The sequence below is a fragment of the Streptomyces sp. NPDC051364 genome, assembly GCF_040682115.1.
In the GTDB taxonomy this organism is placed as follows: domain Bacteria; phylum Actinomycetota; class Actinomycetes; order Streptomycetales; family Streptomycetaceae; genus Streptomyces.
Genome location: NZ_JBFBAH010000006.1, coordinates 344,575 through 364,150, shown reverse-complemented (window position 1 = coordinate 364,150; position 19,576 = coordinate 344,575). Strand labels below are relative to the sequence as shown.

The following is a 19,576-nucleotide window of genomic DNA, read 5'->3' as shown; positions in this document are numbered from 1 at the left end:
CCGTGTGTTTCCTCACCGGCCGGCCGTGAGATCGAGGTCGATGTCGTACGGCACCGAAACCTTGAGCCGGTCGCGGAAGATGCCGGTGGCCACGTACGCCTTGGTGGCCGGGTCGAGTTCGTAGATGTAGACCACGGCTCGGCCGTCGTTGTTCTCCACCCGCCAGAAGTGCGGGATCTTGGCGCAGGCGTACTTGAGGGGCTTGCTGTGCCGATCGCGCGGGACGGAATCGGGGGACACGACCTCGACGGCGAGCTGTACGGACTCGGCAGGGAGCCGGGTCTGCTCCATGCTCTGGAGGGCGGCCTCGTCGACCACGATGACATCGGGCTCGGGCCGGTTGTGACGGTCGATGTCGATGGTGAACTCGCGTATGACCTCCAGCCCCGGTGGGATCAGCGCCTCGAGGCGGTAGGTGATGAAGCTGACCGTTCGCATGTGGAAGAGGGTCTGCGGACTCCTGAAGACCAGGCTTCCGTCGATCAGTTCGGTGTGCGGCGGCAAGTCCGGGAGAAGGTCGAGGTCGTCTGCCGTCCAGCCGACCGTAGGGGGGATCGGCCAGCGATATGCCGGCTCGATGTCCTCGGGTTCCATGCCGGGGAGTCTCCCGGGCTCGTCGGCGTATCGCCGGAGATCCTTCCGGGACCGTCCCCACGTGTGAACGGGGCTGTGATGTTGACCCCGTCAGTGGCGGCTGGCATATGCGCGGACATCCGCGTCCGGGTCGGAGGTGGCCGTGGCCAGGGCTGCGCGGGCCTGGGGGGTGGTGCGGTGGGTGCGGAGGGAGAGGACGGCGGCCTTGCGGACGTCCGCGTTGTCGTCCTTCAGGGCATGGCCCAGGGGGTCGACGGCCGTGGCGGGGGTGGCCGCCGAGAGGGCGGTGGCGGCGCCCGCGCGGACCTGCCACGACGGGTCGGTGAGGGCCGTGATGGCGGTGGCCGTGTAGTCGGCCGGGCAGCCCGTGGCCGCAAGGGCCGCCAGGGCCGCGGCGCGGACCAGTGGGTCCGGGTCCGAGAGGAGCGGGTCCAGCGGGGCGGGGGCCGGGGCGTGGACCGCCGCGAGGCCCTTGGCCACCGCCACGCGGACCTCGCGGGCCGGATCGGAGGCGGCCCGCGCGAGGGCCGGGACGGCGTCGACCGAGACCAGGGCCCGGACCGCGTGGATACGGACCTCCGGGTCGGGGTCCGCGAGGGACTCCGCGTACAGGCCGGCCTCGCCGAGGCGCAGCGCGCGCAGGGCCTCCAGGGCGGCGGCGCGCACCACCGGGTCCGGTACGGCGAGTGCCGCGCGCAGGGCGGCCCCGAGGTCCGGATCAGCTGGCAGGACCTCCAGCAGCTCCCGCAGCGAGGCCGCGGCTGCCGCCCGGACCGTGGGCGCCGGGTCGGCCAGGCCGGCGGCCAGGGCCGGGCCGGCGCCGGCCGGGACGGTTTCGGTGACGACGCCGACGGCGGCGGCGCGCACGCCCGGGTCGGGGTCGGTCAGATAGGGCCGGAGCGCGTCCAAGGAGGGTGACTCCTCGGCGACCGCGAGCAGGGCCAGAAGCTGCGGGGAGGCGGCGGCCGGGCCGGTACCGGGCGCGGTCCCCGCACCGGCGGCGGTCGCGGCACCGGAGGGGCGGGCCTCGGCGGGCGCCCCGGGCTGCGTGTCCGCCCCGGGCCGGGCGCCGGAGCCGGGGGCCGCGCCGGCCGCGAGCCCCGCTGCGGCGGAAGGCTCGGCTCCGCCCGGCCGGGGCGCGGTCTCGCGGGGGCCCGCCGTCGCCACGCCGACCAGTTCGACCTCGCCCAGGTGGCGGGAGGGGCCGCCCGCCGGCGTGAATTCGGGGACGGGGACCACGTACGGCTCCACCGGCCGGGCCGTGAACTCCATCGCCCCCGAGGCCGACTTGCGCAGGTCCAGGTGGTGCAGCCAGGCCGGGTCGTCGCGCTCCGGGTGGTCGAGCCGCTCGTGGTACAGGCCCCAGCGGGACTCCGTCCGGGCCAGCGACGCCCGGGCCGCCATCTCCGCGCAGTCCCGGATGAAGGACACCTCCGCGCACCGCATCAGCTCGTGCGGGGTCTGCGCCCCCATCTCCTCGATCTCGCCGCTCATCCGGGTGAAGGCCTCCACGGCGAGGGAGAGCTTCGCGCCCGTCTTCGGCGGGGCCACGTAGTCGTTGACGAAGCGCCGCAGTTTGTACTCCACCTGCGGCTGCGGCGGCCCGTCCGGCCGGCGCAGCGGACGGTAGACCAGCTCGTGCGCCGTCGCCACCTGGTCCGCCGGGAGCGGGCCCTCGTACGCCGTGTACTGCGCCGCGTCCTCGCCCGCCAGGTCGCCGAAGACGAACGCCCCGATCATGTAGTTGTGCGGCACGGAGGCCAGGTCCCCGGCCGCGTACAGCCGCGGCACGGTGGTGCGTGCGTGGTCGTCGACGCGCACGCCCGACGCCGAGTGGCCCCCGCACAGTCCGATCTCCGAGATGTGCATCTCGATGTCGTGCGTGCGGTAGTCGTGGCCGCGGCCCGCGTGGAAGGTGCCGCGGGTCGGCCGCTCCGTGGTGTGCAGGATCGATTCGAGGGCGGAGACGGTCTCCTCCGGAAGGTGGCTGAGCTTCAGGTACACCGGCCCCCGGTCCGAGGCGAGTTCGGCCGCGAACTCGGACATCATCTGCCCCGACCAGTAGTCGGAGTCGACGAACCGCTCGCCGTGCCGGTTGACCTGGTAGCCGCCGAAGGGGTTCGCGACGTACGCGCACGCCGGCCCGTTGTAGTCCTTGATCAGCGGGTTGATCTGGAAGCACTCGATGCCGGTGAGGGCCGCGCCCGCGTGGTAGGCCATGGCGTAGCCGTCGCCCGCGTTGGTCGGGTTCTCGTACGTCCCGTAGAGGTATCCGGAGGCGGGGAGTCCGAGCCGGCCGCAGGGGCCCGTCGCGAGGATGACCGCGCCCGCGCGGACCGTCACGAAGGCGCCGGTACGGGTGTTGAAGGCGGCCGCGCCGATGGCCCGGCCGTCCTCGGGCGAGGTGAGGACCCGGACCGGCATCACCCGGTTCTCGATCCGGATCCGCTCGCGCATCTCGCGGCGGCGCAGCTGCCGGTAGAGGACCTTCTTGACGTCCTTGCCCTCGGGCATGGGCAGCACGTACGAGCCGGAGCGGTGGACGCGGCGCACCGCGTACTCGCCGTGCTCGTCCTTCTCGAACTTCACGCCGTACGACTCCAGGCGCTGCACCATCGCGAAGCCGCGGGTGGCGGTCTGGCGGACGGTGGACTGGTCGACGACGCCGTCGTTGGCGCGGGTGATCTCGGCGACGTAGTGGTCGGGCTCGGCGCGGCCGGGGACGACCGCGTTGTTGACCCCGTCCATGCCCATGGCGAGGGCGCCGGAGTGGCGTACGTGCGCCTTCTCCAGCAGCAGGACCCGGGCGCCGCGGCCGGCGGCGGTCAGGGCCGCCATGGTGCCGGCGGTGCCGCCGCCGATGACGAGGACGTCGCAGGAGAGTTCCTCGGCGTCGGCGATCGCGGGGATGTCCATGGTGGGGCTGCCCTTCGGGGGTCGGGGGTCGGGAGTCGGGGCCAGGGGCCGGAGGCCGGCGGTCAGAGGGAGGAGAGGATCCGGCGGCGGAGGGCCGAACGATCGGCGGACCGGTCGCGCGGAAGCGGTACGTCGACCACGGTGTCGGCGTGGAGCAGCGCGATGCGGTCGCCCACGAAGAGGGCCTCGTCCACGTCGTGGGTGACGAAGACGACCGTCGCCCCGGTGCAGGCGAGGACGTCGACCAGGAGGTCCTGCATCCCGGTGCGGGTCTGGGCGTCGAGCGCGCCGAAGGGCTCGTCCATGAGGACGGCGCGGGGGCGCGCGGCGAGTGCGCGGGCCAGCTGGACGCGCTGGCGCTGGCCGCCGGAGATCTGGTGCGGGAGCTTGTGCGCGTGCTCCGCGAGGCCGACGCGGGCCAGCCAGTCCTCGGCGGTCCGCCGCCGCTCGACGCGGGGCACGCGCCGGATGGCGAGGGGCAGTTCGACGTTCCCCCGCACGGTGCGCCAAGGCAGCAGGGCGTCGTCCTGGAAGATGAGCGCCCGGTCGGCGTCGGGCCGGGTGATCGGGGCTCCGTCCTGCGTGACGGTGCCGGAGAGCGGAGGCAGCAGCCCGGCCAGGGTGCGCAGCAGCGTGGACTTCCCGCATCCGGAGGGCCCTACGACGGCCAGTACCTCCCCGGCCCGGATCCGGAGGCCGAGCCCGTCGAGCACGGCGCTGCCGCCCGCCCGGCCGAGCCGGACCCCGTCCAGCCGGAAGGTGGCGCCTGGGGGTGCGGTGGTGCTGAGTACGGCCGCGGTTGCGGGCACGGAGACCTCCTGTGAGTCGTTGACTGCCGATCGGCGGCGCGGCGGCTCCCGCCGGATCAGGGAACGGTGGGTTCCGGGCCCGCCGGGCAGGGCCGGGCACCCCGGGCCGGCGAGGCCACGGCCTCACGGAACGGCCGGTTCCGGGGCCGGTCGGCGGGGGCGGGGGCTTGGTGCCGGGCCCAGGCCCGTGCTGCGGGTCGGGAGCCAGTGGGTCAGGCGGCGGCCCAGGCGTTCCACCGCCGTCGAGGTCAGCCAGCCCAGTGCGCCGATCGTGGCCATGCCGACGAAGACTCCCGGGTAGTCCACCACCGTGTAGTCCTGCCACGTGCGGTAGCCCACCCCGTACTCGCCCGAGATCATCTCCGCCGAGATCACGCAGATCCACCCGACCCCGATCCCGACCGAGAGGCCCCCGAAGATGCCTGGCAGCGCGCCGGGGACGATCACCGACATCAGGATCCGCCCCCGGCCCCCGCCCATCGTCAGGACCGCCTCCTCCCAGACCGGGGACAACGCCGCCACCGCGTGCCGTGTCGACACCAGGACCGGGAAGAACGCCGCCGTGCACGTGATGAACACGATCCCCTGCTCGTTCGAGGGGAAGAGGAGGATCGCGACCGGGACGAGCGCGATGGCCGGGATCGGGCGCAGTACCTCCAGCACCGGGCCCAGCACGTCCGCCGCCACCCGCGAGCGGGCGATCGCCGTGCCCACCGCCACCCCCAGCATCGCTGCCAGCGCGAAGCCCGACACGATCCGGCTCAGGCTGGAGACGAGGTCCTGCCAGTACGGACCGGTCGACGCCCGCTCGGCGAGCTTCGCCGCGACCTCCCCCACCGTCGGGAACTGCCCGAACCGGAGCCAGAGTTCCACATCCAGCGAAGTCAGCAGCTGCCACGCCACCAGGGCCGCCCCCAGCGAAGCCACGCGCAGCAGCCGGCGCCCCGGGGTCATGACGCGATGCCTCCGGCTTCGGCGAAGCTCACGATCCGCGCCCCGGATCCCCTGTGCCGGTCGACGTACGACGTGGCGCCCGCCGGCGTGACGAACGCCCGCAGTTCGGAGCCCTCCGCCACCCACACCGCCTTGTCGGCGAACCAGAGGGTCCCGGTCACCGCGTCCGGCACGTACGCCGCCCGTACGTCCGCGCCCTTCAGGGCCTTCAGGAGGGCCGCCGGGGTGTCGAAGGTCCGGGTGGCGGGCTCGTTCTTCAGCCACAGCTCGGGGCGGGCGGGCGCCGCCGCCGGGTAGTCCGCGTCCGGCACGGCGCGCTTCAGCGGCGCCGGGTCCACGAACGCGTCGACGTCCACGTCGCCGACCAGCTTCGCGTCCTTGAGGACCGGCACGTCCTCCTTCAGCGCCGCCAGCAGCTCCGGCCGCAGCGCCGGGTCGAAGGTCGCGATCCCGTTCGCGCCGTTGTACAGGTACACGACCTCCGCCGGCAGCCCGGTCTCCTTCGCCACCGACTCGGCCGCCGCGACCGGCTGCGTCCGCAGGTACTCGGTCGCCTTGCGCTGCGCCCGCAGGAAGTCGTCCAGTACGCCGGCCCGTTCTGCCGCGAACGTCTGCCGCACCGTGACCCCGTGGAAGGTCGGCAGGTTCAGCTCGGCGCCGTCGTAGAGCGCCTTGGCCTTCCCCTCGTACGCGAGCTGCCCCGGCCAGGCCACGAACTGCGACAGCGCGTCCGCACTGCCCGCCTGGAGGGCCGAAGCGCCCACGCTGGGCTGCTGGTTGAGCTTCTGGATACCGCTCGAAGGATCGATCCCGGCGCGCTGCAGGGCCCGTACGAGGGTCCCGTCCGCGGCGGAGCCGACCGAGGTCGACACCTTCTTGCCGCGCAGGTCGGCCAGCGACTCGAACTTCGCGTTCGGCGTGGTGACGACGGTGTTGAGGCCGCCGCGCAGGTTGTAGCCGGTCACGGAGACGAGGCGGGTCGGCTGCTTCAGCTCCTTGCCGCGGGCCGCGTTGATCAGGAGCGGGAAATCGCCCATCGAACCGATGTCGATCTTCCCGGCGGTCATCTGGGCGGTGATGGGCGCGCCCGTGGCGTAGTCCTGCCAGTCGACCTTGTACGTGACGCCGTCCTGCTTGCCGCGCGCCGCGAGCTCCTGCTCGAAGTAGCCGAGGGAGCGCAGCAGGGTGCCGGCGGTGACGGTGTTGATGGTCTTGGACTGGTAGCCGACGGTCACGGTCACGGTCCTGGGGCCGTCCGCCCCGGACGCGCTGCTGCACGCGGTGGCCGGCAGGGCGAGGAGCAGGGTCAGGGCGAGGGATTTCGAACTGCGCATCGCAAGAGGGCCTTTCACCGGAGCAGGTACGGCATGTTGACGGTCACCGCGCCCGTGGGACAGCGGGCGGCGCACGGGCCGCAGTACCAGCACTCGTCCACGTGCATGTACGCCTTGCCGCTGTCCTGGTGGATCGCGAGGGAGTCGAGCGGGCACATGTCGACGCAGAGGGTGCAGCCGTCGATGCACAGGGACTCGTCGATGGTCACGGGCACGTCGCCGCGCTGGGGGACCAGAGGCATGGCTGTCTCCAGGAAGGAAGGTGGGGGAAGGCGGGGCTCAGAGGGAGCGGCGGAGCAGGCCGCTCATGGTGATCCGGTCGCCGCGGAAGCGGATGAACTCCAGGTCCACGGGCCGGCCGTCGCCCAGATGGGTGAGCCGCTCCAGCATCAGCACGGCGGCCCCGCGCGGGGCCTGGAGGACGGCGGCGGAGTGCGCGTCGGCGTTGACGGCCTCGAGGGTGATCTCGGCGTGGCCGAGGGGCTGTCCCGTCAGGGACTCCAGCAGCCGGAAGACGTCGGTGTTCTCCAGGTCGCAGCCGAGCAGTTCGGCGCCGATGTCCAGGGGGACGTACGTGAGGTCGAGGGAGAGCGGGAGCCCGTTCAGGCGCCGCAGCCGTTCGATGTAGAGCACGTCCGCGTGCTCGGGAAGCCGCAGTCGGCCGGCGACCGGGGCGGGGGCGCGCACCGGGCCGACGGTACGGACCTCGTTGGTCACCCGGCCGTGCTCGTGCAGGGTTTCGGCCAGGCCCTGGAGGCGGTCGAGGCCGTGCGGGTACTTCTCGCAGACGACGACGGTCCCGACCCCGGGCCGGCGTTCGACGAGCCGCTCGCCGCGCAGCAGGTCGAGGGCCTGGCGGACGGTGTTGCGGCCGGCTCCGTAGTCGGCGGCGAGGGCGTCCTCCAGGGGGAGGACCCCGCCGGGGTAGCCGCCGGCCAGGATCTGGTGGCGCAGCAGGTCGGCGAGCTGCCGCGCCTGGTCCGCGCGCAGTCGCCGCCGGCGCGCGGCGGCGACCGGGACGGTGTGCTCACGGGTGCGTTCGGCTGGCATGGCACGGAACATACCGACGGCCCCCGGCCGGTGGTGTTGCCGCAGTGTTGCGCCACCGCGAGGCCTCAGACGCAGGGCTGTGACCTGCTACGACGCCGGGGTGGCGGAAAGATCCGCCACCCCGGTGAGGCTGTTCGTCCCGATGGGCGGACTAGCGGGATCCCACAATGCGGCCGGTGACCTCGCCCAGGCCCACGCGGGTGCCCTCGGGGCCCGGGGCCCAGGCGGTCATGGTGACGGTGTCGCCGTCCTCGAGGAAGGTGCGCTTGCCGTCGGCGAGCTCGATGGCGTCGCGTCCGTTCCACGTCAGCTCCAGCAGCGAGCCGCGCTGTCCGACCTCGGGTCCGCTGACCGTGCCCGAGCCGAAGACGTCGCCGGTGCGCAGGGAGGCGCCGTTGACGGTCATGTGCGCGAGCTGCTGGGCGGCGGTCCAGTACATCGTCGCGAACGGCGGCTGCGCGACCTCCTGCCCGTTGATGGACACGGTGATGTGCAGGTCGAAGCCGCCGGGCCGGTCGGCGTCGGCGTCTTCGAGGTAGGGCAGGAGGGGGAAGTCGCGGGCCGGCGGGGCGACCCGGGCCGCCTCCAGGGCCTCCAGCGGGGTTACCCAGGCGGAGACGGAGGTGGCGAAGGACTTGCCGAGGAAGGGCCCCAGCGGCACGTACTCCCAGGCCTGGATGTCGCGCGCCGACCAGTCGTTGAGCAGGAACAGCCCGAACACGTGGTCCTCGAAGGCGCCCAGCGGCACCGGGCTGCCCAGCTCGGACGGGGTGCCGACGACGAAGCCGACCTCGGCCTCGATGTCGAGCTTGACGGACGGGCCGAAGACGGGCGCCGGGTCGGCCGGCGCCTTGCGCTGCCCGGAGGGGCGGACGACATCGGTGCCGGAGACGACGATCGTGCCGGAGCGGCCGTGGTAACCGATCGGCAGGTGCTTCCAGTTGGGGGTGAGCGCGTCCCCGTCCGGGCGGAACATCCGGCCGACGTTGGTGGCGTGGTGCTCGCTCGCGTAGAAGTCGACGTAGTCGGCGACCTCGTACGGCAGGTGCAGGGTGACGGCGTCCAGCGGGACGAGGTGCGGCTCGACCGTCACGCGGTGGCCGGGGTCGGTCACCCAGGCGGTCAGCGCGCGGCGCACATCGCGCCAGGCGGTGCGGCCGGCGGCCAGCAGCGGGTTGAGCGAGGACTGCCCGAGCAGCGCGGCGTACGGGGAACCGAGTGCGACCGCGGCCGCCCCCGCGTCGAGCACGTGTCCGCCGATGCGCACACCGATGCGACGGCGCCCGGGCTCCGCGGAGGTGGAGAAGACGCCGTACGGGAGGTTGTGCGGCCCGAACGGGTCGCCCTCGGGCACATCGAGGGGGCTCTGCTGGGGCATGGGGTACTGCCTCGCTTTCGACGCGGTCCGGGGGTGTCCCGGTGGGCTGGTTGATACGTTACGTGGCCAGTGGGGCCTGCGGGAGGCCGGATACGGGCTCTATTTGTAGGACTTGTCCAAAGGGGTCCGTATCCTTGCGCCGTGACTTCCGCCCCGCTTTCGGCCCTCCCCTATGCCTTGATCGCCACTGACCTGGACGGGACCCTGCTGCGCGCCGGAGACACCGTCTCCGCGCGGTCGTACGCGGCGCTCGCGACGGCGCGCGCCGCCGGCGCCCAGCACATCATCGTCACCGGGCGCCCCGTCCCACAGGTCCGGCACGTCCTGGACGACCTCGGCTACACAGGGCTCGCGGTGTGCGGGCAGGGCGCGCAGGTGTACGACACGGCGTGCGCACGCCTGTTGCACTCCATTCCGCTGGACCGGGACCTGGCGGACGTGGCGCTCGGGAAGATCGAGGCGGAGATCGGTGAGGTGTACGCGGCGGTCAACCAGGAGGGGGTGGACGCCGAGATGCTGATAGGGCCGGGCTACCGGATGTGGCACCCGCACCTCCCGACGGTCCGGGTGCACAGGCGCGGTGACCTGTGGGCCGCGCCGATCAACAAGGTGCTGCTCCAGCACCCGGAGCTGGACGACGACGAGCTGACGCGGGTCGCCCGTTCGGTGGTCGGGGACCTGGTGAACGTGACGATGGCGGGGGAGCACACGGTGGAGCTCCAGCCGCCGGGCGTCAGCAAGGCCAGCGGGCTGGCCCTGGCGGCGGAGGTGCTGGGCGTCGGCCCGTCGTCGACGATCGCCTTCGGCGACATGCCGAACGACATCCCGATGTTCGCGTGGGCGGCGCACGGCGTGGCGATGGCCAACGCCCACCGCGAACTGATGGCCGTGGCCGACGAGCTGACCCTCTCGAACGAACAGGACGGCATCGCGGTGGTCCTGGAACGCCTCTTCCCCGGCTGATCCGGCCCCGCGCGCCATCAACCCGCCGCCCGCGGCAACCGCCGCTCCCACGTCCGGTGGAAGACCACTTCGTCCCCCTCCCGGCACACCACCTCGTTCGACGTGACGAAGCCACCCTCGTCGCACGAGACCTCCGACCGGGTCTCCACCCGTACATCCCAGCCCAGTTCCGGCCGGTGCAACCGGATCCGCCAGTCCGAGCGGGTCCGGGCCGACAGCGGATCCGCCGAGTCGATCTCGTACACCTCCAGCGCGTCCTCCCCGTACTCCAGCCCGTCCGGATACACCCGCGTCCCCCCGTACCGCGGGTCCACCTCCAGCCGCCACCGCCCGCGCGCGACGTCCCGTACGACCAGCCGCTCCGGCTGCGGCTCGTCCAGCGTGGCCGGGACGACGACACCCAGCGGCTCCGACTGCTCCGGCGGCTCGAAGCCGATGTGCGGATCCGGTTCGGCGGCGGCACGGACCGGCAGGACCAGCGCACTGCCTGCCGGATCCAGCGTCCACCCCGCCTCCGACCCGGCCCGCGGCCAGATCCACGGCCAGTACGCCGAGGACAGCGCGAGCCGGATCCGGTGGCCCGCCGCGAAGCGGTGCCCGATGCCGTTCAGCTCGAACACCACGTCCTCGTACGCGCCCACCGGCCACGGCACCGCCTTGTCCCGGCCCAGCCGGGCCGAGAGGTTCAGCGCGCCCCGGGTGACCAGCGTCGAGGAGCCGTCGGGCGCCACGTCGCACAGCCGGGCCACCACCTGCCCGTACGGGACGTCCATCCGCAGCCGGGCCGTCACCTGCGCGCGGCCCAGGATCTCCACCGGCTCGCGCCCCACCGGGAACTCGAAGCAGGCCGACTTCGCGTCCTCCTCGCGCTGGTCCGGCGGCAGGTCCGCGGCGTTGCCGAACGGGAAGAACCGCCCCGCGTCCAGCCCCGTGTGCTGCGGCGAGGCCACGGCCACCGGCGCGCCCTGGAGCGCGTACGTGACGGGGGTGACGGCGGGGGAGGGCCACTCGGCGTCCCCGACCCAGCGGCCCGGCAGCACCTCGTAGGTGGTGGCCGGCGGATGGGACTCCGAGATCCAGGAGCGCAGCAGGGGCTCGTCCATCACCCCGTTTTCGGCGCCCTTCAGCCAGTGGTCCCACCACCGCAGGGTCTCCTGGAGGAACCCGATCGCCGGCCCGGGCGGCAGCCCCCGGTCCGGGTACTGGTGCGACCAGGGGCCGATCAGCCCCCGCACCCGTTCGGCGGGCAGATGGGAGACCAGCCGCAGCACCGCGTCCCGGTACGGGTCGTGCCAGCCGCCCACCGCGAGGACGGCCGCGCCGATCGCCGGGTAGTCCTCGCAGACGCTGCCGTGGCGCCAGTAGCCGTCCCGCGTCTGGTGGGCCAGCCAGGTGTGGATCAGAGGTTCGACGGATTCCAGCCGCGCCAGCCACTGCTCGCGCCAGCCGTCGCCGACGAACAGCGGGTCCGGCGGGCGCGCCGCGAAGGCCAGCATGGTCGCCGCCCATGCGTGCATGTCCACGGCCAGCACCGAGCCGCCCATGTAGTGGACGTCGTTGTCGTACCGGTCGTCCGTCGAGCAGACCGTGACGACCGCCTTGAGGGCCTCCGGCGCCAGTGCCGCGATCTGGAGGGAGTTGGACCCGCCCCACGAGATCCCGAACATCCCCACCGACCCCGTGCACCACGGCTGCGCCGCCAGCCACTCCACCACCGTGACCCCGTCGGCCAGCTCCCGCGCGTCGTACTCGTCGCCCGGGTTCCCGCCGCTGCAGCCGTGGCCGCGTACGTCCACCCGTACGGAGGCATAGCCGTGGCCCGCGTACCAGGGGTGGCGCTGCCGGTCCCGCGGGGCGGTCCAGTCCGTCAGCCGGTACGGCAGGTACTCCAGCAGAGCCGGCACCGGCTCGTCCGTCACCGGGCGCCAGATCCGGGCGTACAGCTCCACGCCGTCGGCCATCGGGATCCGGACGTCCTCGTGCGTGGCCTCGTACGGGAACTCGGTACGGATGATCACGCGGAAACCACCTCGTCGACGCAGCGGCCCATGGTCAGCCACCCGGCGGCGGCCAGAAGGGTGGCGGGCGCGCCCGCGGCGAGGAGCCCTGTGACGATGCGGCGCACGGCGCGGCGCATCGCGTCGGGCGCGAGGGCGTACTCGGCCGAGTGCTTTCGTCCGGCCAGATGGCGGCGGCCGAGTACGTACTGGACCAGACCCGCGGTCATGACGTAGTGGCCGCAGGCGATCAGGACGCCGCCCCAGAGCACGGCCCGGTACGAACCGAGGATCCGGTCGGCGAGCCATCCGCCGGCGACGGAGACGAGGTGGACCATGGTCCCGTAGGCCGCCGAGACGGAGACTGCGGTGCCCGGGTCCATCCCCAGGCCGCCGTTCGCCACCGCGTCCGCGAAGCAGAGGACGAGGATGGCCTGCATGCCGAGGAACGAGAAGCGCTCCCAGACCTCCGGTCCGGACAGCGTGGCGAGGCCTCGGGGGTGCCCGAGGAAGGCGTGGTCGTCGGCGGGCGGCGGCTGGTCCGCCTCCGGGTCGACCGGTTCCGCAGGTTCCCCTATTTCGGTTGCAGTTCTGGACAAAATGCATTCTCCGGTCGTTTCGGTTCCTGACGAACATACCGGTGCGCATAGGGCGCTGCGCGGGTGGCGACATGGCGGGCGCTCTCGGTGATCGAAAACAGACCGGATACGCTGGCTTGAGTGATGGCAGCGACACATCGACAATCCAGGTGATCGTCCGCGTGATCGTCAGCAGACAGGAGTACCCCTCGTGACCGTCGTCGGGCCGTTCGGACTGAGCGTGCGGGACCAGGCTCTTGAGACCGATGTCCAGGCCGGACTGGCCGCCGTCGAGGCGGGTCTGCTGGAAGCCACCAAGAGCGAAGTCCCCTTCATCACCGAGGCCGCACAGCATCTGGTCCGGGCCGGGGGCAAGCGGTTCCGGCCGCTGCTGGTGATGCTCGCCTCGCGGTTCGGCGATCCCTACGCGCCCGGGATCGTGCCCTCCGCGGTGGTCGTCGAGCTCACCCACCTGGCGACGCTCTACCACGACGACGTCATGGACGAGGCGGACGTGCGCCGCGGTGTGGCCAGCGCCAACGCCCGCTGGGGCAACTCGGTGGCCGTCCTGACGGGTGACTTCCTGTTCGCCCGCGCCTCGCACATCCTGGCCGACCTCGGGCCGGAGGCCGTACGCATCCAGGCCGAGGCCTTCGAGCGGCTGGTGACGGGCCAGATCCTGGAGACGGCCGGCCCGCGCGACGGCCGCGACCCGGTCGCCCACTACCTCGACGTCATCGCCGGCAAGACCGGCTCCCTGATCGCGGTCTCCGGCCGGTTCGGCGCGCTGATGTCCGGCGCCGACGAGTCGGTCGTCGACATCCTGACCCAGTACGGCGAGCGCCTCGGCACCGCCTTCCAGCTCGCCGACGACGTCCTCGACATCGCCTCCGACTCGCACGAGTCCGGCAAGACCCCGGGGACGGACCTGCGCGAGGGGATCCCGACGCTGCCCGTGCTGCGGCTGCGCCAGATGGCGGCCCAGGGTGGCGACCCCGACGACCTGGAGCTCGTGGGCCTCCTGGACGGCGATCTGGCCGACGACGCGCTGCACGCCGAGGTGCTCGCCCGGCTGCGGGTGCACCCCGCGCTGGAGCAGGCCCGCCGCGACACCATCCGGTACGCGCAGGACGCGCGGGCCACGCTCGCCCCGCTGGCGGAGTGCTTCGCCAAGTCGGCGCTCGAGGAGCTGTGCGACGCGGTGGTGCACCGCGCCGGCTAGGAGCCGTTCGGCAGAGGTGAGGGCCCGGCATCCCCTACGGGTGGGGGATGCCGGGCCCTCGTCTTGTCATCCCTGGGGCGTACGCGGAGTTGGCCCCGGGGAGTGACGCCCCGACCCCCACCCCTTTGGTCAGATGGAGACACACCAGAACGGGTGACGGTGACAAAGAGGTAGGGCAGACATGGCAACGAACGCAAAGACCCGCAAGGCCGCCCGGTACGCCGTACCGGTCGCGGTGGCGGGTGTGGCCGCCGCGACCGTGGCGATGGTCCCGGCCTTCGCGAACTCCGGCAGCCCGGACCTGCCGAAGGTGACGGCACAGCAGCTCATCGAGAAGATCGCCGCCTCGGACGTGCAGCAGCTGTCCGGCAGCGCGAAGATCAGCACCGACCTGGGCCTGCCGACCCTGGCGAGCGGCCTGCTCGGCGGCGGGGGCGTCACGGGCGGCTCGGCCAACCCCGAGGACAAGATCGCGCAGCTGGCGAACGGCACGCACACCGTGCGCGTCGCGGCCGACGGCCCGGACCGCCAGAAGCTCACGTTCGTGGACGGCAAGGACGAGTACAGCCTGATCCACAACGGCACCGACGTCTGGGGGTACGACAGCAAGGCCAACGAGGTCTGGCACGAGAAGGACACCGAGGGCGCGGCGCAGGGCAAGGACCGGCAGGGCAAGGACCACAAGAAGACGGCCGACCGGATGGGCGGCGCCTCGCCCCAGCAGCTGGCCCAGGACATCCTGACGGCCGCCGGCCCGACCACGGACGTCAGCGTGGGCGACACCGCGCAGGTGGCCGGCCGGGAGGCGTACCAGCTGGTGCTGAAGCCCAAGCACGGCGGATCCACGGTCGGCTCGGTCAAGATCGCGGTGGATGCCAAGACCGGCGTGCCGCTGCGGGTGCAGCTGCTGGCGGCCGAGGGCGGCAAGCCGATCGTCGACGCCGGGTTCACCAAGGTGGACTTCGCCAAGCCGTCCGCCGACACCTTCGCGTTCACCGCACCCAAGGGCGCCAAGGTGACCGAGGGCGCGGCCGGGGCGGGCAAGGGCGGCGCCGGCCACGGCAAGGAGTTCAAGGGCCTGGAGTCCTTCCCCGGCCTCGACGCCCTGACCGGCGGCGCGGACCTCGCGGGCGGCAAGGGCGGCGAGACGAAGGTGCTCGGCGAGGGCTGGTCGACGATCGCCCGGATCGAAACCGGCGCCGGCAAGGGCCTCCAGGACGTCGAGAAGGCAGCGAAGGACAAGAACGCGCCCAAGGAGGCCCAGCAGTTCCTCGACTCCCTCGGGGGCAAGGTCACCGGCAAGTTCGGCGAGGGCCGGGTCTTCAAGACCCGCCTGGTCAACGCCCTGATCACCGACGACGGCAAGGTCTACGTCGGCGCGGTCACCAAGGACGCGCTGGTGAAGGCGGCCGACGCCAACAAGTAGCCGCAGCAGGGCGGGTGCGAGCGTAGGACTGTCCGAAGGGTGGGCGGGGACTGTGTCCCTGCCCACCCTTCGGCCGTTCCGGCCCTGTGTACAGCAGGCCCGCTGTACCGTGAAAAGCATGTCGAGACACGTCACCATCCGCCTGGACGAAGATTTCCACGAGCGCCTCAAAGCGCGCGCGGCGGCGCTGGGGACGACGGTCACCGCGCTGATCACCGAGGTGACGGAGCGCGAACTCGACGAGGACCGGAAGAACTTCCTTTCCGGCATCGAGGAGTTCGCCGACCACTGGAGCTACTTCCAGGAGCGGTTCGGCAATTGAAGATCACCATGGAGTGGGCCTGGACCGCTCTGGCCCACCATCTCCCGTCGGATCCCGCCGTGTGGGACCCCTCCGGGGTGGCCGCCGCGGTCGCCCGGCACCAGAACGACCTCGTCCTGGTGCCCGAACAGCCCGCCCCGGACACCGCGTGGCGGGCCGCCGCGTTTCTGCACACCCTCGCGGTGTGCCCCGCGCTGGAATCGCCGATGAACGAGTTCTACGCGGCCGCCGCCACCCGCTCGTATCTGCGGGTGGCGGGAGCCAAGCAGCTGCCCTCGCCGGAGGACCTCGGCGATCTGGTGGAGGCGGCGAAGCTGGGCCGCGCGGACATCGGCGCGGTGGCCGAGGAGCTCCGCGCGCTGATACAGGAGCCGCTGACGGTCCCGCCGCAGGCCCGCACGGAGGACGCGCCCTGAGTCGGCGCGCCCCCGCGGCGAGCGCTGGAAGATGATCAGAAGGTGATCTTCCAGCTGTTGATGTAGCCGACGTCCTGCGCCGCCACGTCCTTGGCCTGGAGCTTCCAGACGCCGTTGGCGACCTCGCTCGAGGCGTTGACGGTGTACGTCTGGACGAGGTTGTCGGCGCTGCCGCCGCTGCGGTTGTGGAGGCTGTAGACGGTGCCGTCGGGGGCGACCAGGTCGACCACCAGGTCACCGCGGTAGGTGTGGACGATGTTCACGTCGACCTTGGTGGTGGCCGGGGCGTTGCCCGTGACGCCGGAGACCGTGACCGGCGAGGTCACCGCGGCGCCGGGGGAGTCCGGGATGTTCACGTCCGCAGTGTTCTCGAAGGACTGGCCCGGCGGGACCGGAGTGGCCGCCCCGAGGTTCCAGATCGCGTAGGCGATGGCGTCGGAGTTGCGGTCCAGGGCGGTGTCGTTGATGTTCGCCGAGGTGTCGCACGAGGCGTGGTAGCAGCGGTCGAAGGCCTGCCCGGAGGTGCCGCCCCACTTCTGCGCCTGCGCCGCCGTCTTGGTGTAGTCGGCGCCGGAGAACAGGCCGCCGACCGGGATGCCCGCGCTCTTGAACGGGGCGTGGTCGGAGCGGCCGTCGCCCTCGGTCTCGATCTCCGTCGCGACGCCGATCCCCGCGTAGTAGTTCTTGAAGGTCTGCTCGATGGTCGGGTCGTCGTCGTAGACGAAGTAGCCCGGGTTCGGCGAGCCGATCATGTCGAAGTTCAGGTAGCCGGAGATCTTCGCCTTCTCGGCGCTCGGCAGGTTGTTCACGTAGTACTTCGACCCGACCATGCCGAGCTCCTCCGCGCCCCACCAGCCGAACCGCAGGTGCTTGGTGGGCTGGAGCTGTGCGCGCGAGACGGCCAGGGCCGTCTCCAGGATGGCGGCCGAGCCGGATCCGTTGTCGTTGATGCCGGGACCGGCGGTCACCGAGTCCAGGTGCGAGCCGGACATCAGCACCGAGTTCGGGTCGCCGCCCGGCCAGTCGGCGATCAGGTTGTAGCCGGTCGCGCCGCTGCTGGTGAAGGTCTGCAGGGTGGTCGTGAAGCCGGCCGCGTCGAGCTTGGCCTTCACGTAGTCGATCGAGGCCTTGTACCCGGCCCTGCCGTGGGCGCGGTTGCCGCCGTTGGCGTTGGCTATGGACTGGAGCTGCGCCAGGTGTGCCTTGACGTTGGCCACCGGGATGTCGGGCGGTGTCGGCGCCGCGGCCGCCACCGTGGGGGCGGCGAGTGCGGCGGGGGCGGTGGAGGCGAACAGGCCGGCGACCGCGATCGCGGTCACGGCGGCGAGACGCCGGGAGACGGACAGGCTCATGTGGGGGACTCCGGGATTCCGTTGGGGATTGAACGGAACGTGCGGGGTGGCGCAAGTGAGCGATCGTGCGTCAGTGCGAGCCTGATGGTCAGTGGAAGTGTGACTGTCCGTCAAGACCGGGATTCGGTCAGGGTGGTTCGGAAAACGGACGATCCCCGCTACGGGAGTTCCGTAGCGGGGATCGTGGGGGTATGGGGGCGGGGCGCCCGGTGTGACGCGGTGCTACGCGGGCTCGGGCTCCGGGGCCGTCGCCGGCCGAGCGGCCCGGGCCGCTTCGAGCCGGGCCCGGTTCCTGGCCGCCGTACGCAGCGCATCCCAGGTCAGCAGCGCGAGCGCGGCCCAGACCAGGGAGAACCCGGCCCAGCGCTCGGGCGGCATCGCCTCGTGGAAGTACACGACGCCGAGCCCGAACTGGAACACCGGAGCCAGGTACTGGAGCAGCCCGAGCGTGGACAGCGGGACCCGGATCGCGGCCGCCCCGAAGCAGACCAGCGGGATCGCGGTGACCAGCCCGGTCGCGGCGAGCAGCGCCCCGTGCCCGAGGCCCTCTGTGGCGAAGCTCGACCGGCCTTGCGCGCCCAGCCACAGCAGATAGCCGAGGGCGGGCAGGAACAGCAGCGCGGTCTCGGCGGCGAGCGATTCGACCCCGCCCATGTTGAGCTTCTTCTTGATCAGCCCGTAGGCCGCGAACGAGAAGGCCAGCACCAGCGAGATCCACGGCGGCCGCCCGTACCCGACGGCGAGCACCACCACCGCGGCGACGCCTATGCCTACGGCCGCCCACTGCGCCCGGCGCAGCCGCTCACCGAGTACCAGCACGCCGATCGCGATGGTGACGAGCGGGTTGATGAAGTAGCCCAGGCTGGCCTCGACGACCGCGCCGTTGTTCACGGCCCAGATGTACAGGCCCCAGTTCACGGAGATCACCGAGGCGGCGAGCGCGGTCAGGGCGAGCTTGCGGGGCTGGCGGAGCAGCTCCCGTATCCAGCCCCAGCGGCGCATGGCCAGCAGCAGGATCCCCACCACGCCCAGCGACCACACCATGCGGTGGGCGAGGATCTCGACGGCCCCGGAGGGCTTGAGCAGCGGCCAGAAGAGGGGGACCAGCCCCCACATTCCGTATGCGCCGAATCCGTAGAGCAAACCCGTGCGCTGCTCGTTCTCCGCCTTCACGGGACCTCCAGTCACAATCCAGCCAACTTCACGAAGGTAGCGCCGGACGAGCCGGATGTCATGCCCGTAGAGGGGAGATACTCATGACACCTCCGAGGCCTTGTGTGACCGGGGCGGCGCGGGCTCAGGCCGTGGCCGGCCCGGCTCAGGCCATGGGCGGCCCGGCTCAGGCCAGGGCGGAGGTGATCGCGTGGGCCACCGGGGTCGTCGGACGGCCGATGAGCCGGGACAGGTCCCCGCCGGTGTGGGCCAGCCGGCCGCGGGAGATCGCCGCGTCCACGTCGACGAGGATCGCCGCGAAGCCCTCGGGGACCCCGGCGCCGGTCAGGATCGACAGGTGCGCGTCGGCCGGGACCTCGGTGTACGCGACCTCCTTGCCGGACTGCGCCGCGATCTCGGCCGCGTACTCCGCCAGGCTCCACGCGGTGTCGCCGGAGAGCTCGTACACCTGGTTCAGGTGGCCCTCGCCGGTCAGTACGGAGGCCGCCGCGGCCGCGTAGTCCGCCCGTGCGGCGGAGGCGATCCGGCCCTCGCCCGCGCTGCCCACGACCGCGCCGTGCTCCAGGACGGTGGGGAGGTGGTGCGTGTAGTTCTCGTGGTACCAGCCGTTGCGCAGGAAGGTGTACGGGAGACCGGAGTCGAGGATCGCCTGCTCGGTGACCTTGTGCTCGGCGGCCAGGTCGAAGTCGGCCTCGGGGCCGCCGAGGATCCCGGTGTACGCGAGCTGGGCCACGCCGGCGGCCTGCGCGGCCTCGATCACCGCGGTGTGCTGCGGTACCCGGCGGCCGACCTCGTTGCCGGAGATCAGCAGGACGCGGTCGCCGGATCGGAAGGCGGCGGCCAGGGTCTCGGGGGCGTCGTAGTCCGCGACGCGCACCTCGACCCCGCGCTCGGCGAGGTCGGCTGCCTTCTCCTTGCTGCGGACGACGACGGCGACGCGCTCGGCGGGGACCCGGTTCAGCAGGTCCTCGACGACGAGGCGGCCGAGGGCTCCGGTGGCTCCGGTGACGACGATGCTCATGGGGTGCGCTCCTTGCGTTGGGGGCCGCGTCTTGCTTCGCGGTACGGCACCACACTAAAAGGAAGCGCTAA

At 72.4% G+C, this 19,576-nt stretch carries 17 protein-coding genes and 1 pseudogene; 5 read left to right on the top strand and 13 right to left on the bottom strand.

From position 1 onward, the window contains the following. Positions 1–12: 12 nt before the first annotated feature. From AB0M76_RS16400 to fahA, 8 genes are all read right to left on the bottom strand, one after another. Positions 13–594 carry a Uma2 family endonuclease gene (locus AB0M76_RS16400; RefSeq protein WP_365953453.1) on the bottom strand — a complete coding sequence of 194 codons (582 nt, stop codon included), beginning with the start codon at positions 592–594 and terminating at the stop codon, positions 13–15. Between the two features lie 90 nt (positions 595–684). Beyond that, positions 685–3,510 carry a fumarate reductase/succinate dehydrogenase flavoprotein subunit gene (locus tag AB0M76_RS16395; RefSeq protein WP_365953452.1) on the bottom strand — a complete coding sequence of 942 codons (2,826 nt, stop codon included), beginning with the start codon at positions 3,508–3,510 and terminating at the stop codon, positions 685–687. 62 nt (positions 3,511–3,572) lie between these two features. Continuing rightward, positions 3,573–4,262, bottom strand: coding sequence for an ABC transporter ATP-binding protein (locus AB0M76_RS16390; protein ID WP_365953559.1), 690 nt, complete (start codon positions 4,260–4,262; stop codon positions 3,573–3,575). Between the two features lie 180 nt (positions 4,263–4,442). After that, complete coding sequence (locus AB0M76_RS16385; RefSeq protein ID WP_365953451.1) at positions 4,443–5,273, bottom strand: ABC transporter permease; 831 nt, start codon at positions 5,271–5,273, stop codon at positions 4,443–4,445. Further along, positions 5,270–6,607 (bottom strand): ABC transporter substrate-binding protein, encoded by a 1,338-nt coding sequence (locus AB0M76_RS16380; protein WP_365953450.1) that lies wholly within the window; start codon positions 6,605–6,607, stop codon positions 5,270–5,272. Before AB0M76_RS16380 ends, AB0M76_RS16385 begins: the two co-directional genes overlap by 4 nt. A gap of 14 nt (positions 6,608–6,621) precedes the next feature. Beyond that, entirely contained in the window at positions 6,622–6,849 is a 228-nt protein-coding gene (locus tag AB0M76_RS16375; protein ID WP_030298062.1) for a ferredoxin family protein, read from the bottom strand. 37 nt (positions 6,850–6,886) lie between these two features. Beyond that, the gene (locus AB0M76_RS16370; RefSeq protein ID WP_266626555.1) at positions 6,887–7,657 is read right to left on the bottom strand and encodes a GntR family transcriptional regulator; all 771 of its coding nucleotides are present in this window, start codon (positions 7,655–7,657) and stop codon (positions 6,887–6,889) included. 151 nt (positions 7,658–7,808) lie between these two features. Next, a complete protein-coding gene (gene fahA / locus AB0M76_RS16365) occupies positions 7,809–9,035 on the bottom strand; it encodes a fumarylacetoacetase (protein WP_328620584.1) in 1,227 nt (408 codons plus the stop codon). A gap of 141 nt (positions 9,036–9,176) precedes the next feature. Here fahA and AB0M76_RS16360 point away from each other — a divergent pair, with 141 nt between their 5' ends. Continuing rightward, a complete protein-coding gene (locus AB0M76_RS16360; protein ID WP_365953449.1) occupies positions 9,177–9,998 on the top strand; it encodes an HAD family hydrolase in 822 nt (273 codons plus the stop codon). Positions 9,999–10,015: 17 nt separating this feature from the next. Here the strand turns inward: AB0M76_RS16360 and AB0M76_RS16355 are convergent, their stop codons facing one another. Together AB0M76_RS16355 and AB0M76_RS16350 are read right to left on the bottom strand one after the other, a co-directional pair. Beyond that, on the bottom strand, positions 10,016–12,016 hold the full coding sequence (locus AB0M76_RS16355; RefSeq protein ID WP_365953448.1) for a CocE/NonD family hydrolase: 2,001 nt from the start codon (positions 12,014–12,016) through the stop codon (positions 10,016–10,018). A gap of 14 nt (positions 12,017–12,030) precedes the next feature. Beyond that, positions 12,031–12,594, bottom strand: a pseudogene (locus tag AB0M76_RS16350) (hypothetical protein); the annotation flags it as partial. A gap of 190 nt (positions 12,595–12,784) precedes the next feature. Between AB0M76_RS16350 and AB0M76_RS16345 the strand changes: the two are divergent. The 4 genes from AB0M76_RS16345 (at position 12,785) to AB0M76_RS16330 (ending at position 15,959) form a co-directional block, all read left to right on the top strand. Then, entirely contained in the window at positions 12,785–13,795 is a 1,011-nt protein-coding gene (locus AB0M76_RS16345) for a polyprenyl synthetase family protein (protein ID WP_365953447.1), read from the top strand. A 181-nt stretch (positions 13,796–13,976) separates the two neighbouring features. Continuing rightward, complete coding sequence (locus tag AB0M76_RS16340; RefSeq protein WP_365953446.1) at positions 13,977–15,221, top strand: DUF2092 domain-containing protein; 1,245 nt, start codon at positions 13,977–13,979, stop codon at positions 15,219–15,221. A 118-nt stretch (positions 15,222–15,339) separates the two neighbouring features. After that, on the top strand, positions 15,340–15,543 hold the full coding sequence (locus AB0M76_RS16335) for a hypothetical protein (RefSeq protein WP_365953445.1): 204 nt from the start codon (positions 15,340–15,342) through the stop codon (positions 15,541–15,543). Beyond that, positions 15,540–15,959: a hypothetical protein gene (locus tag AB0M76_RS16330; protein ID WP_365953444.1), complete on the top strand. Its 420-nt coding sequence runs from the start codon at positions 15,540–15,542 to the stop codon at positions 15,957–15,959. Before AB0M76_RS16335 ends, AB0M76_RS16330 begins: the two co-directional genes overlap by 4 nt. 35 nt (positions 15,960–15,994) lie before the next feature. On the opposite strand, the gene AB0M76_RS16325 is transcribed toward AB0M76_RS16330, so the two are convergent. The 3 genes from AB0M76_RS16325 to AB0M76_RS16315 form a co-directional block, all read right to left on the bottom strand. After that, a complete protein-coding gene (locus tag AB0M76_RS16325) occupies positions 15,995–17,311 on the bottom strand; it encodes a M28 family metallopeptidase (protein ID WP_365953443.1) in 1,317 nt (438 codons plus the stop codon). A gap of 222 nt (positions 17,312–17,533) precedes the next feature. Next, complete coding sequence (gene rarD, locus AB0M76_RS16320) at positions 17,534–18,484, bottom strand: EamA family transporter RarD (protein ID WP_365953442.1); 951 nt, start codon at positions 18,482–18,484, stop codon at positions 17,534–17,536. A gap of 166 nt (positions 18,485–18,650) precedes the next feature. Beyond that, positions 18,651–19,505: an SDR family oxidoreductase gene (locus AB0M76_RS16315; protein WP_365953441.1), complete on the bottom strand. Its 855-nt coding sequence runs from the start codon at positions 19,503–19,505 to the stop codon at positions 18,651–18,653. Positions 19,506–19,576 lie beyond the last annotated feature (71 nt).